Origin of the sequence: Enterococcus sp. AZ177, assembly GCF_050544585.1 — a bacterium.
Lineage (GTDB): Bacteria > Bacillota > Bacilli > Lactobacillales > Enterococcaceae > Enterococcus_L > Enterococcus_L plantarum.
This window is the reverse complement of the sequence record NZ_CP172944.1, coordinates 1419813-1434668: the sequence shown is the minus strand read 5'-3', so window position 1 is coordinate 1434668 and position 14856 is coordinate 1419813. Positions and strand designations below refer to the sequence as shown.

Annotated in this window: 18 protein-coding genes; 6 read left to right on the top strand and 12 right to left on the bottom strand. The window is 34.7% G+C overall.

What is annotated here, in order from left to right; genetic code table 11:
- Positions 1 to 117 precede the first annotated feature (117 nt).
- Positions 118 to 477 (bottom strand): hypothetical protein, encoded by a 360-nt coding sequence (locus tag IGJ34_RS07040; protein WP_083241704.1) that lies wholly within the window; start codon positions 475 to 477, stop codon positions 118 to 120.
- 214 nt (positions 478 to 691) lie between these two features.
- Between IGJ34_RS07040 and IGJ34_RS07035 the strand changes: the two genes are divergently transcribed.
- The 3 genes from IGJ34_RS07035 (at position 692) to IGJ34_RS07025 (ending at position 2346) form a co-directional block, all read left to right on the top strand.
- Entirely contained in the window at positions 692 to 1318 is a 627-nt protein-coding gene (locus IGJ34_RS07035; protein ID WP_069653021.1) for an MBL fold metallo-hydrolase, read from the top strand.
- A 43-nt stretch (positions 1319 to 1361) separates the two neighbouring features.
- Positions 1362 to 2063 (top strand): histidine phosphatase family protein, encoded by a 702-nt coding sequence (locus IGJ34_RS07030; RefSeq protein ID WP_430598451.1) that lies wholly within the window; start codon positions 1362 to 1364, stop codon positions 2061 to 2063.
- 88 nt (positions 2064 to 2151) lie between these two features.
- Positions 2152 to 2346: a transposase gene (locus tag IGJ34_RS07025; protein ID WP_141706515.1), complete on the top strand. Its 195-nt coding sequence runs from the start codon at positions 2152 to 2154 to the stop codon at positions 2344 to 2346.
- Here the strand turns inward: IGJ34_RS07025 and IGJ34_RS07020 are convergent.
- From IGJ34_RS07020 to IGJ34_RS07005, 4 genes are all read right to left on the bottom strand, one after another.
- A complete protein-coding gene (locus IGJ34_RS07020) occupies positions 2293 to 2412 on the bottom strand; it encodes a hypothetical protein (RefSeq protein ID WP_240485833.1) in 120 nt (39 codons plus the stop codon). The two genes, IGJ34_RS07025 and IGJ34_RS07020, sit on opposite strands and share 54 nt — an antisense overlap.
- Before the next feature lie 174 nt (positions 2413 to 2586).
- A complete protein-coding gene (locus IGJ34_RS07015; protein ID WP_069653019.1) occupies positions 2587 to 2832 on the bottom strand; it encodes a hypothetical protein in 246 nt (81 codons plus the stop codon).
- 111 nt (positions 2833 to 2943) lie between these two features.
- Positions 2944 to 3099 (bottom strand): MupG family TIM beta-alpha barrel fold protein, encoded by a 156-nt coding sequence (locus tag IGJ34_RS07010; protein WP_167351491.1) that lies wholly within the window; start codon positions 3097 to 3099, stop codon positions 2944 to 2946.
- A gap of 209 nt (positions 3100 to 3308) precedes the next feature.
- Positions 3309 to 3800: a PTS sugar transporter subunit IIA gene (locus tag IGJ34_RS07005; RefSeq protein ID WP_069653018.1), complete on the bottom strand. Its 492-nt coding sequence runs from the start codon at positions 3798 to 3800 to the stop codon at positions 3309 to 3311.
- A gap of 178 nt (positions 3801 to 3978) precedes the next feature.
- On the opposite strand from IGJ34_RS07005, the gene IGJ34_RS07000 reads away from it, so the two are divergent.
- Positions 3979 to 4809 carry an undecaprenyl-diphosphate phosphatase gene (locus tag IGJ34_RS07000; RefSeq protein WP_069653017.1) on the top strand — a complete coding sequence of 277 codons (831 nt, stop codon included), beginning with the start codon at positions 3979 to 3981 and terminating at the stop codon, positions 4807 to 4809.
- A gap of 314 nt (positions 4810 to 5123) precedes the next feature.
- On the top strand, positions 5124 to 7037 hold the full coding sequence (locus IGJ34_RS06995) for a heavy metal translocating P-type ATPase (RefSeq protein WP_430598450.1): 1914 nt from the start codon (positions 5124 to 5126) through the stop codon (positions 7035 to 7037).
- A 52-nt stretch (positions 7038 to 7089) separates the two neighbouring features.
- On the opposite strand, the gene IGJ34_RS06990 is transcribed toward IGJ34_RS06995, so the two are convergent.
- The 3 genes from IGJ34_RS06990 to IGJ34_RS06980 form a co-directional block, all read right to left on the bottom strand.
- On the bottom strand, positions 7090 to 7728 hold the full coding sequence (locus IGJ34_RS06990) for an HD domain-containing protein (protein ID WP_430598449.1): 639 nt from the start codon (positions 7726 to 7728) through the stop codon (positions 7090 to 7092).
- A 71-nt stretch (positions 7729 to 7799) separates the two neighbouring features.
- Positions 7800 to 8423 (bottom strand): DUF47 domain-containing protein, encoded by a 624-nt coding sequence (locus IGJ34_RS06985; protein ID WP_206833992.1) that lies wholly within the window; start codon positions 8421 to 8423, stop codon positions 7800 to 7802.
- A 12-nt stretch (positions 8424 to 8435) separates the two neighbouring features.
- Positions 8436 to 9413, bottom strand: coding sequence for an inorganic phosphate transporter (locus IGJ34_RS06980; protein ID WP_430598525.1), 978 nt, complete (start codon positions 9411 to 9413; stop codon positions 8436 to 8438).
- Between the two features lie 278 nt (positions 9414 to 9691).
- On the opposite strand from IGJ34_RS06980, the gene rpsT reads away from it, so the two are divergent.
- Positions 9692 to 9946 carry a 30S ribosomal protein S20 gene (gene rpsT / locus IGJ34_RS06975; protein ID WP_010764753.1) on the top strand — a complete coding sequence of 85 codons (255 nt, stop codon included), beginning with the start codon at positions 9692 to 9694 and terminating at the stop codon, positions 9944 to 9946.
- 160 nt (positions 9947 to 10106) lie between these two features.
- On the opposite strand, the gene holA is transcribed toward rpsT, so the two are convergent.
- From holA to IGJ34_RS06955, 4 genes are all read right to left on the bottom strand, one after another.
- Positions 10107 to 11138, bottom strand: a complete 1032-nt coding sequence (holA, locus tag IGJ34_RS06970; protein ID WP_430598448.1) for a DNA polymerase III subunit delta — start codon at positions 11136 to 11138, stop codon at positions 10107 to 10109.
- 49 nt (positions 11139 to 11187) lie between these two features.
- Positions 11188 to 13464, bottom strand: coding sequence for a DNA internalization-related competence protein ComEC/Rec2 (locus IGJ34_RS06965; protein WP_430598524.1), 2277 nt, complete (start codon positions 13462 to 13464; stop codon positions 11188 to 11190).
- A 28-nt stretch (positions 13465 to 13492) separates the two neighbouring features.
- On the bottom strand, positions 13493 to 14002 hold the full coding sequence (locus IGJ34_RS06960) for a ComE operon protein 2 (protein ID WP_111248739.1): 510 nt from the start codon (positions 14000 to 14002) through the stop codon (positions 13493 to 13495).
- Between the two features lie 165 nt (positions 14003 to 14167).
- A complete protein-coding gene (locus tag IGJ34_RS06955) occupies positions 14168 to 14791 on the bottom strand; it encodes a helix-hairpin-helix domain-containing protein (protein ID WP_206833990.1) in 624 nt (207 codons plus the stop codon).
- Positions 14792 to 14856 lie beyond the last annotated feature (65 nt).

Below are 14856 nucleotides of genomic sequence, written 5' to 3'. Positions count from 1 at the left end.
AATCCCGTGTTGAAAATCTGCTAAAAATAACCAAAATACGAACATTTATCCTGTTCGAAGCAAAAAAAGTAAAACAAAACTTACAACGTTTTGTTTTACAAAGCAAACTATCATCCATTATTTTAGTTGTTTTTTCTCAGCCTCTAAATGATCGATTTTATCATGCAGTTCGGCAATCGTTTTTTGTAGCTCATCATGCATTTTATCGTGTTTCTTATGCAGTGTTGATAAGCTGTGATGGATAAGAGTACCACTTCCTGCGGCCAAAGAAGCACCTAAAGCACTCAAGACATTGGTGTAATTCCCTAAAATCAATTGAACATTAGCAGACGGTTGTACATTTTTCAATATAGGAATCCACATTGTTAGAACAGCGAAAACAACGAGATAGAAAAAAAGAAATAGGTAAATAAAAATAGAGACTTTACTAGATAATAGAGCTGGAATTTGTTTTAAAAACGCATTAACTTTTTTCATTTTCAATCGACTCCTTGTAACTGTCATTTTTTTACTCTTTCTCTATTATGATTGATTGGAAAATAAATGTACATTATTGATACTTCATCCATTGGCTCTATATTTCTCATCTAAGTTTTCATAATCTGCTAATAAGGATAGCGATGTTTTTTGATTCTGGCTATAATTGAGTTATACTGAAGTAGAAATCATATTTATTAGGAGGCAAATAACTATGCTTAAAATCGAACGAATCCAAACGGGTGTTATCCAGGAAAATTGTTACTTAATTTATAATGAAACGAATTTATTAATCATTGATCCAGGTGCTGAAGCAGAAAAAATAGCTGCATTAATTGAAAAGACAGGTAAAAAACCGATTGCTATTTTACTAACACATACTCATTATGATCACATCGGTGCAGTTGAGGAACTCCGCCACCAATACACTATTCCTGTTTATGTTAGCCCATTAGAACAAGAATGGTTATCTAACCCGGTCCTTAACTTATCTGGCTTGGGCCGCCATAATGACATTGCTGATATTATTGTACAACCTGCTGAAGTAGAATTTGAAATGACTGATTACAATTTAGGTGGTATGTCGTTTACTGTAGTACCAACACCTGGCCATTCAATTGGGAGTGTAAGTTTCGTGTTTGATGACTTTGTTGTTACAGGTGATGCGTTATTTAAAGGAAGCATTGGTAGAACTGATTTACACACTGGTGACATGCAGCAATTACTTCACAGTATCAAAACCTATCTTTTCACGTTACCTGATGAATTTCCAGCCTATTCTGGACACGGAGACGCAACGACTATCGAACACGAAAAGAAAACCAATCCATTTTTTAACTAAAAAGGATCAATCGTTATCGAGCTACTAAAGGAGGAACTAGGATATGAATGAACCAACAACACTCTACATCATCCGTCACGGTAAGACGATGTTCAATACAATAGGTCGAACCCAAGGCTGGTCAGATACCCCCTTGACTAGAGAGGGAGAAAAGACGATTCTCTATTTAGGTCTTGGTTTACGAGAGATCGATTTTAAAGAGGCATACTCTAGTGACAGCGGACGCGCAATGCAAACTGCGCGTATCATTTTACAAGAACATCAAAATGGCGCAAACATTCCTTACAATACCGATAGCCGCATTCGTGAATGGTGTTTTGGCTCTCTGGATGGAGGGTATGATGGCGAACTTTGGGGTGTTGTTCCTAGAATCTTAGCATATAAAAACTATGAGGATATGATGACAAATAGCATCAGCTATAAAGAATTGGCTGACGCTATCATCACTGCTGACACGGCAAACTGGGCAGAACCTTACGATAAAATCCGTGACCGAGTTTGGAGCGGATTTAAAGATATTGCCTACCATCGAGAGAAACATGGTGGTGGTAATGTCATGATTGTTTCTCATGGATTGACGATTTCATTCTTAATGTCATTGATCGATAATCGTTTACCTATGCAGATTGCTCTTGAAAATGGCAGTGTGACTAAATTAATCTATGAAAATGGTAAATTTACAATTGATACAGTCAATGATACCCACTATATCGACAAAGGACAAGCGATTTTCTCTACTACCTAAACTATCAAAAATAAGAGTGCGAGAAAAAACAAGTGAAGTGAGCCCCTTAAGTTAGACCAGAAAATCTAAATTGGGGGGGCTTTTTATAATGGTTAAATATGATTATGACTTTAAAAAATCAGTAGTTCAAGCGTATCAGAGGGGTGAAGTTGGGTATGTGACTCTAGCTCGCCGATACGGTATTCCAGCTGATTTAAATGTAAACAAATGGGTAAAGATTGTAGACAAATTAGGCTTCTTCTCCAATAGGTGTCAGCAACAGAATCGAACTTTTTCGTGCTAACGCTGAATTAGAGTTAGCGGTCAAACCAATTACCGCCAAGCCTTTCTCAATAGCAAGATCCGCCAAAGCATTTATTTCCTGATTTGTACCTGAATGTGAGATTCCAATAAAAATTCCTTTCGTTTATTTGTGCCAATTGCAGATGCAAACAAATGATGATCCATTGTGAATCTGTTTACTTTTATTAACCGCAATAATGAACAGTCCTCTAATACAAGTTGTGCAACGACATTGATTTTTTTATTTGAATTCCGCCCAGATCCCTTCCATAAAAAAATTATCAATTGTTACGCTATCGATTTTTCGCTTTAGTAATAATTCTGGCTGGATTATTTTTATCTTTTTGAAACGTGTATCCTCAATGCGAATCACATCAAGGACTTCGTCTATACAATTTTTGTGTTCGCCCAGATAAACATCATCGACCAGATAATTCTCACTTAAATCTAAAGGCGCTGAAAATGGATTATCATAGCGATTTTTCAAGAGTAGGCAACCTGTCTTTTATTGGTCCTCTTTACTATTTGTTTCCCAGAAAAAAAGCCACTATCTGAAAAATAACTATTTCAGATCACGTATAATATTTATGCTAAGGTTTCAAACTTTCAATTTCATCTCTGTATTTTTAGCAATTTGATCAAGTTCTTTCAACCGTCCCACAAATACTAATGCATCATCTTTTGGGATATGTAAGGAAGTAAATATTCCTTTAAAACTGATTTCGCTCATTTTTTGAATACATACGCATTTCATAAGTCCTCTCTTCACTTAAGGAATTCGACATTCCATACATCGTATCCACTCTTTTCTAATCTGCTTTCATCCATAGTTTTTATAAAATTATAGTTCAACTTAAGTGTATTTTTATATTTATTTCAACATTTATTTTCAATAAAAACTAAATAAGAGCAGAAAAACGGTTTAATGTTTTTCTGCCCTTTTGAGTCATCCTAACTACTTTCTTATGCTTTAGCAGTTCCTATTTCTTCACCTGCATTGACTTGTCCTGTCTTATTAAGATCGAAGCTTTTTACTGCATCCATATTCGTAATCACAACCACCATATCGATTGCTTTTTCAGCAGATATGATGCCTTGTAAATCAACTTCAGCAATTAACGTTCCTTGTGATATTTTAGACCCTTCACTTACTTTTATATTAAAAGGCTCTCCATTAAGCTCAACTGTATCGATACCCATATGAAGTAAAATTTCAAGCCCATTTGCCATTTTCATGCCCACAGCATGCTTTGTTTGAAAAACACTTAAGACAACTCCTTCAATTGGCGAATAAATTTCCCCTGTTTCCGGAATAATCGCAAAGCCATCCCCCATCATTTTTTGTGAAAAAACAGGATCATTGACTTCACTAATTGGGATCAAATTTCCCGTTGCTACTGCATATAGCGTTTCATTTAATTGAACTGGTTCTTTCTTTTTCAAAAATCCAAACATTTATTTTTCCTCCAATTTTTATGAATAGTACTAGTATAAAAAATTCTCAGAATAATTACAACACTGAAGTAGCTTGTTTCTAATTTTTTTTGCACGCATTAAAAGTTAGTTGGTTTTTCTGATACTAAAAGGTATACTATTAGTGATTTACTATTTTATGCTGGAAAGGATTGAACCTATGCTTTTATCAAATTTATGGAAAGCAATTATTCTAGGTATTATCGAGGGCGTAACTGAATGGCTTCCGATCAGTAGTACAGGACATTTGATCTTAGTCGATGAATTCATTAAAATGAACCTCAGCAAAGACTTTATGGAAATGTTTAATGTCGTGATTCAGCTTGGTGCGATTATGGCTGTCGTCGTTCTTTATTTCCACAAGTTAAACCCCTTCTCACCGCAAAAAAATGAAACAGAAAAGAAAGATACATGGATTCTCTGGTCAAAAGTTGTTGTTGCCTGTGCCCCAGCTGCTATCATTGGGATTCCGTTAGATGACTGGCTAGAAGCAAAATTCCATAACTTCTTTACCGTAGCATTGATGCTGATTATTTATGGGGTTGCTTTTGTAGTGATTGAAAAAAGAAATCGAGATCGTAAACCAAAATGTACTGATTTGAGAGACTTTACCTATAAAGCTGCCGCAATTGTCGGCTTTTTTCAAGTCTTATCATTGATTCCAGGTACCTCTCGTTCAGGTGCAACAATTCTTGGCGCTATCATTATCGGTGCATCACGATTTGTCGCAACAGAATTTTCATTTTTCCTTGGTATTCCTGTTATGTTCGGCGCAAGCTTCTTAAAAATTGTAAAGTTCGTCATGAAAGGAAATACATTTGGATTTAGTGAAATTCTTATTCTACTGACTGGTTCGATTGTAGCTTTTGTTGTTTCAATTATTGTGATCAAGTTCTTATTGAACTATCTAAAACGAAACGACTTTACTGCTTTTGGTTGGTATCGAATTGTACTTGGTGTATTACTCATCAGTTATTGGCTATTTTCATAATAACAATTGAGATTGAAGCAAAGCGTAGTAGTTGCTTCTTCTACCATCGTTTATCCTGATTCCTTAGGGGTGTGGGGTGTGACTTTTAGAGTCATGTCCCACACCCTTTTTTTATTTAGAAATTGATACATACTTTCTATTTTTGTTGATAATGATTATCAATATTAATTAGAATAAATATTCTTCAAAAATATATTAAAACACTTTTAAATAAGCATTTAAGCTAAATGATAATCACTATCATTCTCATTTAGGTATTATGATTATCAATTAGATTTATTTTATGCTATTCTTTTTTGTGAGGAGTGATAATCATGAAGTATTCAGAAGAAAAAAAAGCATTACTATCCACTATTTTATGTTTAGTATTTATGATCGTAGGATTTATTTTAGAAAAATCAGGAACAGCATTTTATCCGATTAGTTTCATTTTCGCAATCATATTTGGTGGATATAAACAAACAAAAGAAGGGATAGTTGATACGCTTGAACATAAACATCTAAATGTCGATTTACTTATGGCTTTAGCAGCAATTGGAGCGTGTATTATTGGTAATTGGTTCGAAGGCGCTATGCTGACTTTCATTTTCTGCCTTAGTGGTGCGCTAGAAGAATATACGACAACTAAAAGTAAAAAAGAAATAGCCAGTTTAATGAATCTACAGCCAGAAACAGCCTACTTACTAAATGATTTAGGTAAAACAACTGAGGTTGCTGTTACTCAATTAAAGATTGGTGATCATTTACTAGTCCCTAAAGGTGCAAGTATTCCAATCGACGGCATTTTAAGTAAAGGGACTTCCACTATTGACGAAGCGGCAATCACTGGAGAATCTGTTCCAGTTGAAAAACAACGCAATGACGAGTTGTTTGGTGGGACAATCAATCTAGGTGAGGCAATTACGATGATCGTTAGTAAAAATAGTGAAGATACTTTATTTGCTAAAATTATCAGACTCGTAAATGAGGCTCAAAATACACCTTCACAAACAGCTAGCTTTATTGAAAAACTGGAAAATCGCTATGTGAAAATCGTCTTGATTGCAATCCCATTAATGATTTTGATTCCTTATTTATTTTTAGGCTGGTCATGGAATGAAAGTTTTTATCGAGGCATGGTTTTATTAGTCGTTGCATCCCCTTGCGCCTTAGTCGCTTCAGCCACGCCTGCAACATTAGCTGCTATCTCTAATGGTGCAAGAAATGGTGTGCTGTTTAAAGGTGGCGTTTATTTAGAAAATTTAGCTTCTCTAAAAGCAATCGCTTTTGACAAAACTGGAACGTTAACTCGTGGCATTCCTGTAGTGACAGATGCCGTATTTTTAAAAAATAAGCAAGAAGGCTTAGATATACTTTTAGCGATGGAAAGACAATCAACTCATCCATTAGCACAAGCGCTTATTACCCGTTTTGATCATGATAATACAGAAGTCTATGGTCAAATCGATGTAAAAAATATTATCGGTTTCGGGATGGAGACAACGATTGATTCAACCGTTTGGCGAATTGGAAAAAGTGAATTCGATGATCAAACAAGAATAAATGAAGAAATACAACAAGAAATTGAACAACTGCAAATTGAAGGTAAAACGGTGATTTGTTTATTTAAAAATCAAGAAATCATTGCCTATTTTGGTCTTTTAGATGTTCCAAAACCAGAAGCAAAAAAAGTAATCAGTTATTTTAAACAATTGGGTATCCATACTACAATGATTACAGGAGATCACGATAAAACAGCAGCCGCTGTGGCAACTGAACTTGAGATAGATGAAATCCATGCAAATTGCTTGCCTGAAGATAAAACCATTATAATCAAGAAACAAAAAGAGCGTTATGGAATCAACGCAATGGTCGGAGATGGCATAAATGATGCACCTGCCTTAGCCAATGCTGCAATTGGTGTTGCCATGGGGCAAGGAACTGATATAGCGATGGATGTAGCAGATATGGTGTTAATGAAAAATGACTTAGAGAAGCTTCAAATGAGTCACCTTCTTTCAAAAAAATTAAAAAGAATCGTCACTCAAAATATTGTTTTTTCATCTGGAGTCATCGTATTGTTGATTCTATCTAATTTTTTTCAAATGATTAATTTGCCACTAGGCGTTATAGGGCATGAAGGAAGCACAATTCTTGTTATTTTAAATGGATTAAGAATGTTAAAAACGATCCCAAATGAACGTCACGTCTCTAAAAAATACCACACACAAAAAACGAAATTTGTATAAGCGTAAAAAAGGGCAACTGGATAACTGATAGCGTTATTTTCAGTTGCTTCTTTTAATTCCATTCTTCAAAAAATTCAGTTAAAAAACCTTCTAAAAATTCTTGGCGTTTTTGGCCTAATACTTTCGCATATTCTGTATTCAAGCTTTTATTAAGTAAAAGAATTTTTTCATAAAAATGATTGATGATCGTGCTTTCTTCTCGATATTCGGCTTTTGACTGAAGGGTTCTTGGTTTGATTTCAGGATTATAAATTGGATTTCCTCTGCGTGCGCCATAATAAATCGTCCGCATAATTCCAATTGCGCCCATAGCATCTAAGCGGTCAGCATCCTGCACGATTTGTCCTTCAATCGTTAGTTTTTCTGCTGTTCCGTTAATCTCTTGACTAAAAGAAAGGTTCATGATTATATGAGTTATTTGCTGAATTTGATCATTGGGAACGTTAATATCTTGTAAAAATTCTTCCATCTGTTGAAATGCTTGGTGCGAATCAGGCACTAATTTATCATCCACAGTATCATGAAGATAGGCTGCAGCTGTAACGATAAAATGATTACACGTTTCAGTTCCAGCGATTTTATCTGCTAAGCGAACAACTCTATTTATATGATCCAGACCATGACCTGTTTGATCTTTTTCCATTTTTGACAGGCTAAAACGTCTAATTTCATCAATGTATTTATTATCCATTCAATTCCTCCGACTAAATGTAGAGTATTAGGCTGAGATAAATTTTGATTTACCTCAACCTATTATCGTTATTAACTATTTTTTATGACTAAGCCACCAATTACATCTACAACTGATTCACTGGCATTTAAAAATTCTTCTAATTGATCATAGACATTTTTCCAGCGAATAACTTCAATGGGATTTTGCTCATTCGTAAACAAATCTTTTAACGCTTCACTGTATAATTTATCAGCTTTCCCCTCAATTTCACTTACTTCATTGATCATTGTATGCAATGTTTTTGAGTTTTTAAATTTTGCAAACTCTTTAGTTGCAGTTAATACACCTGCCGTAGCTTCTACTCCATATGTAATAAATACCATGGCATTATCATTTAGCTCTTTCACAACTAAGCTGCTAAGTAAGTAAGTAATACTGTTGATAGTATCAAGTACGTCATCTAGACATTGTGTAATTTCTACGATATCTTCACGATCAATAGGAGTAATAAACGAAATATATAATTCATTCATGATTTTTTGAACGATTTGATCCCCTGCACGTTCTAATAAATGAATTTTCTCTGCTTCATTCTCCAATGTTTCAAGTGAATAATTAAGCGCAATCATTTCTAATAATTCTGCTGCTTGATGCGCATTTTTTGCTAAATGCTCTAATTCACCAAAATAATCAAATTGCTTTTTTCTAGCCATTTTATTCTCTCCTTAAAATAGTGCTATAAATAATTTTGCCATAATAAAGGCAATAATCCCGCAACCTGGAAATGTCAAGATCCAAGCAATCAGCATTTCTTTTACAATACGCCAATCAACACTTGATACTCGTTTGGAAGCACCCACACCCATGATTGCAGTTGTTTTAGTGTGTGTAGTAGAAACAGGAATACCAAAGATTGAAGCCGCAAATAAACACACAGCTGTACTTAAATCAGCTGCAAATCCTTGATACCGTTCTAATTTTACCATGTCCATCCCAACTGATTTGATAATTCTCATACCACCTACAGATGTGCCAAACCCCATTGTGACAGAGCAAAGAATCATGACCCAAATTGGAATGATAAATCCTGAACCAGACTTTTCTGCAAAATTATTATAATAAAGTCCTAACATGAATACGCCCATGAATTTTTGACCATCTTGCGCACCATGCAAAAAGGCATTTGCAGCAGCACCAAATGCTTGTCCGTAGGTGAAAACTTTATTTGCTGTTCTTCTAGCTACACCTCTGAAAAGGATTACAATTAGCTTTGTGACAAGATAACCTCCACCAAAGCCCATGACTGTTGAGACGACTAGTCCAACAAGTACTTTCGACCATTCAGAACCATTAACTGCTCCGATTCCTCCTAAAGCCATTGCAGAACCTGTTAAGCCAGCAATCAACGCGTGACTCTCACTAGTTGGAATACCAAAATACCATGCTGCTACTGACCAGACCACGATTGAAAATAAAGATGCTGCTAAAGCCACTTGTGAAGCATTCCCTTGTGCATCAAAACTAACAATGTTACTGATCGTTTCTGCCACCTGTGCATTAAAATATGTCATCACCAACGCACCAAAAAAGTTCATTACGACAGCCATCCAAATCGCAACATTCGGCTTTAAAACGCGAGTTGAGACAGCGGTTGCAATTGCATTAGGCGCATCAGTCCAACCATTGACGAAAATAACGCCCATCACAAGGGTAATCGTTACAATTAGAGCAATATTCACATTGACACCACCATTTCATTTTACCCTGTTATGATAGCATATTTTTAAAAAAAAGTATCTAAATTTCCTATCAACCGTAAATTCAAAACGATTTCCATGCGATAAAATCAATATTTTTACTGTTAAGGAAAAAAACTTGTCATCTTTTATTGCAATGCCTGTTTGGATTAGGTATAATGATTAGTGTTGAATTACATATGGATTTTCCTGTGTAAGACCTTAATTTATCGGAGGTGAAAGAAATGCCAAATATTGAATCTGCAATTAAACGTGTACGTACTAATGCTAATAAGAATGCTCAAAATTCATCTCAAAAAAATGCAATGCGTACAGCTATCAAGAAATTTGAAGATGCTGTAGCTGCTGGCGCTGACAATGTTGATGCGTTATATACAGAAGCTATTAAAGCTGTTGATATGGCTGAAACAAAAGGATTAATCCATAAAAACAAAGCAGGCCGTGATAAATCACGTCTAAGCAAAAAATTAGCAAAATAAGGATTTTTAGAAGCTAACTTCGTGTTAGCTTCTTTTTTAGTGTAAAAAGTACGTAATCAACTCTAACAGATTTGATCACGTACTTCTTTTTTTGGTTTTAATTTCTTTTTTTATATAAACAGCGCTAGAGATATAGACGATTGGTTTATTCGCATTCCTGTTATCTGTTCACTTGCCCAGACAATTTAAGAATAAATAATTCAAATAGCAGCTCTTTATCCATTTTTCCTGTTTTCATTTTATAATCATTCTCAACTAGCTCATCGTAGATGGCCTCCAAACGATCTAGTTCAAATCGACGAACTTGCTGTAGAGCTAATTTAACACGATAAGGATGAATTTTAAGTGTTTCAGCGATATTCGCTTGTTGATATCCTACTTTTGCTAAAATTTTTGTTTGTAAAAATAAACGGATTTGATTTAATAAAATCGCATTTAATTTAATAGTTTCTTCACTTTGCAGTAATAAATCTTCATACAATTGAATTGCTTTTTCACCATTTCCAGTTAAAACATCATTGGTCAAATCAAATACATTATGTTCTAAGGATTTAGGTACAAGTTCCTTGACGCCATTTAACGAAATAATTTTGCTGTCAGAGGAATACAAAAACAATTTCTGTAGTTCTCCCATGACTTTGGATAAATTCAAATCCGTCAACTGCAGCAGTAAATCAAAAGCCTCTGGTCTAATCTCATAGCCTTCACCTTGAATCGTCTGCTCTACATATTGCCTTACTTCTCGTTCTCCCATTGGATTAACATCAATAACTTCAGCCTGTTTTTTTAGTGATTTCGTTACTTTTTTTCGTTCATCTAATTTTTCAACTTGTGCACTAAATACTAAAATTGTTGTGGGAGATGGTTGTTCTAAATAGTTGAGTAAGCTATCAATATCATGGTCTAATCCATTCATTTTTCTTTCAGCAGTTAAAAAATAAGGATTTTCGATAAAAACTAACCGATAGTCACCAAAAAAAGGAATAGTTTCAGCTTCTTCCATTGCTACAGATAACGGTACTTCTTCCATATCGAAGGAAGAATAATTAAATTGATCATCCTCTGTTTTAATTAATTGCTCCATCAATTCTGTTTTAAATAACTCATTTAAATACCCTTCTGTTCCTTGGATTAAATAAACAGAAGCAAACTGCTGTTGTCTGACTTGTTTTAATGCCTCTTGTAAGTTCATAAATTCCCTCATTTCTCTTTTCCATCCTATCATGGCACTATAAGAAATGCTAGTCTTCTTCCATGATTGTTTTAACTGATGACATTTTTGAAAATGGTGTCCATTCATAATAGATCATTCCGTTTTTATCTGTTTGAAATTGAACGATCTGCTCTTGCTCAAATGTGACAATCGTTTCTTCATGAGGATGATTAAATCGATTATTGCGTCCACAAGAAATAATTCCTTCTCTGGGTTTAATCTTCTTGATGAATAAAGAATCAGATGACGTCTTACTCCCATGATGCCCTACTTTTAATATATCTGCCCGCAAAGTTGGAAAACGCTGTATCAATTGTCGCTCCCCTTCTTTTTCTAAATCGCCTATAAATAAGAAGCGTTGACCAGAAACCTTTGTGTAAACAACCATAGAATCTTTATTTTCACCCGTTCCTGCAGTAGTTGGAGCCAGTATCTCTAAGGAAATCGAATGGCGAATAGATGCTCCTGCTAAAACTGGATAACATTTTATCCCTTTAGCCTTTAAACGATTTAGCGTTTGCTGAAAAGCAGATTTATTTTCTGTTCCTTCCGGGAAGTATAATGAACGAATCGGTATTTTTTCGTTGATCTTAAGTAAATCACCGAAGTGGTCCATATGACCATGAGTAATCAATACTTTGTCAAGATACTTTACTCCTTTGCTTTTCAAATATGGGATGACGGAATAATCAGCATTTATTGTTTGGTTGGTTTTAATTGCCCATTTTTCTTTGTCAAACGCTATTCTACCACCCGTATCAATCAAAATATTCTCTTGATGAAACGGCGTTTGGATAAAAATACTATCTCCCTGTCCAACATCGATAAAAGCAATCGTACCAATGAAAGAAAAATACTTATTATTCATCAACAATAGTAACCCTGCACCTAACAAATAAACTTTTTTTGAACGTTGATACATCAAGTGTAGCATTAAAAAAAGGACTATAACAATCAACAAAAAAAGAACTGGTGTAAAAACGCCCGTAACAATTGTAAAGGTGCTGTATCGACTTAACCACTCAAAAATGGATTGCTGCATGACGAAATATAGTTCTAGACTATCGATCACTAGTTTTATTTTATAAATGAATGATCCTAAAAAGCTAATCGTTAACAAGGGTAAGATAGCTCGCTCAAAAATGGGTAATAACAAAAACGTAAACAGGCTACTTGTTAACTGCCATTCAAAAAATGTTCGTCCGACTAACGGAATCATCGTAACTGTTAATAGAAGTGAAAAACAATACATCCGAATAAATCGCTTGTTAACCCGTTCTACAATAGGATGAACATATAAAATGAAAAAAGATAGGCCATAACTCAACTGACCGCCAGTTGAAAATAATACATAAGGTTGAAAAACCAAGTTAACGACAAATGACAAACTCCAACAATCCAACCCAGATAAGCGCCATTTAAATTCACGATTTCCAAGTGAAATCATACTTTGGATCAATGCTCGAACAACACTTATAGAGAAGCCAGTTAATCCTGCATAAATAATTGAGAACAACAATTGTAACCAAAATAACCTTTCAATCGTGATCCCACATCGTAAGAAGAAAGACCTGAAACTTCCAATAAAAAATGTCACATGCATTCCAGACAAACTAAACAAATGAAGTATTCCCAAGTTAGCTAACATGTCTTCTTTTTGAGAAAATTCACTAGATTTAAACCCAAAAATCAGTGTTTTAAGATGTAACGAGGTTTCTTTCAAAAACAGATTATCACAATGATCAATCGCTTTTTTTCTAAAACAACTTAACCAAGCAAAAACATCATACATCTTTGGATTTCCAGTTTCGATTTTGTAAATGTCTCTAATCGATAAGGTTTGATAGATGCCCTTCTCTTTTAAATACTTTCGATAATTAAATCCATTAAGGTTTGTTTGAGCTAACGGTACTTCAAATTCCCCCAAAAGAGTAATATCAATAGGCATATTTATTTTTTGCCAACTTTGTTTTTCCCGTTCTGAACGAAATCGATAAAAAGCGACCACTTTACGCTTTTCTTTTTTAGATATATAGAAGCTTCCTTCCATTTGAAGACTATCACCATCTATTGTATATTTATCAGGCAACACAGATAGATGGCCACCCACTTCGACTGCTTCTGGAAACTTTTTTTGGTGCTCCACGTTTAAGGTCAACCAGCAAGAAATAGCTAGAATAAACAGGCACAAAATACTGACGCTGATAATCGCCTTATTTCTTGTGCAAAGAATTCGACTAATAAAATAAAACCAAATAATACCATTTAAAAAGCTAGGTTCTAAAATTAAAAAAACTGTTCCTATACCTACAAGTACTGGAAAAATCCAGTAGTTATTGATCTGTTTGAGAAGCTTCTTCCAGTGAAGCAGTCTCTTCTTCTCCTAATTGTAATTCAGCAAAGTATTTTTTGGATAACGTTACTTGATCTACCGTTGCGCCAACTTGCTCAATCAAGGCCATTGCATATTGGTCATTCCGATAATCTTTTAAATAATGAATTTTTTTGATTCCTGCTTGTAGAATCATTTTCGTGCATTGCAAACAAGGAAAATGAGTCACATAAATTTCAGCTCCATCTGTCGGGATACCAAATTTGGCACACTGTAAAATAGCATTCATTTCAGCATGAATCGTGCGAACACAGTGTCCGTCAACCATATAACAGCCATCATCAATACAATGTACGTCTCCACTAACCGACCCATTGTATCCCCCTGCGATAATTCGTTTATCTCTCACAACTGTTGCCCCAACTTCCAAACGTGTACAAGTACTTCTTAATGATAATAACACGCTTTGTGCCATAAAATATTGATCCCAAGGAATTCGTTCTAATGTCATTTTATTCTCCTTTTTTATGTAGTTATTGTCCAATTTATTTTTGCTGATTCTTTTGAATTAGTAATAGGATATACAAATAGTAAATTATAGAAAAAGTCTCGTCAAGAACCGACACATGATATTTATAAAATTGTTGCATCTTATATCGATTAACTCTCGTCAATTCTATGAAGTAATAGCATCTTTTAATTTTTCAAATGTTTTTTCACCAAAACCTGAGATATTCTTTATCTCTTCTATTGTTTTAAATCCACCATTTTCTTCCCTATAACGAATGATCTCTTGAGCTTTCTTTTGACCAACACCAGGCAACGTTTGTAATTCAGCTTCACTGGCTTGATTTAGATTGATTTTATTTACGTCTTTACTTTGACTCTCCTCTGACTGGCTATTATTTTCGGCGCTTTGGGCTTCTTCACCTATCTCTGGTATGTAAATGACCATCTGATCGGCAATTCGTTCAGAAAAATTGACTCTTTTCGTATCCGCAATATCCTTCACCCCGCCAGCAAGCATCACAGCGTCCCAGACGCGCATATTCAGAGTTCCTTCATACAATCCTGGTTTTTCTACAGCGCCCTTTATATCCACGTATATTTGCGCTATAGTTGATTCTTGATCGCTCGATTGAAGTGAACTCACCGAATTTGGAACCAATTCGTCTTCTGGTAACGTATCTTGACGAGAGTTAACAAGAACGATGACAATAACACTGCAAGTAATACTAAACAAAATAATACCGCTGATAATATACTGTTTGTATTGTTGTATTAATTTACGATAATCCATGATTTTCCCCCCTTCTAAATAAAGATACGCATTACTTTTTTATTTTCATGATTAAAAATAAAAAA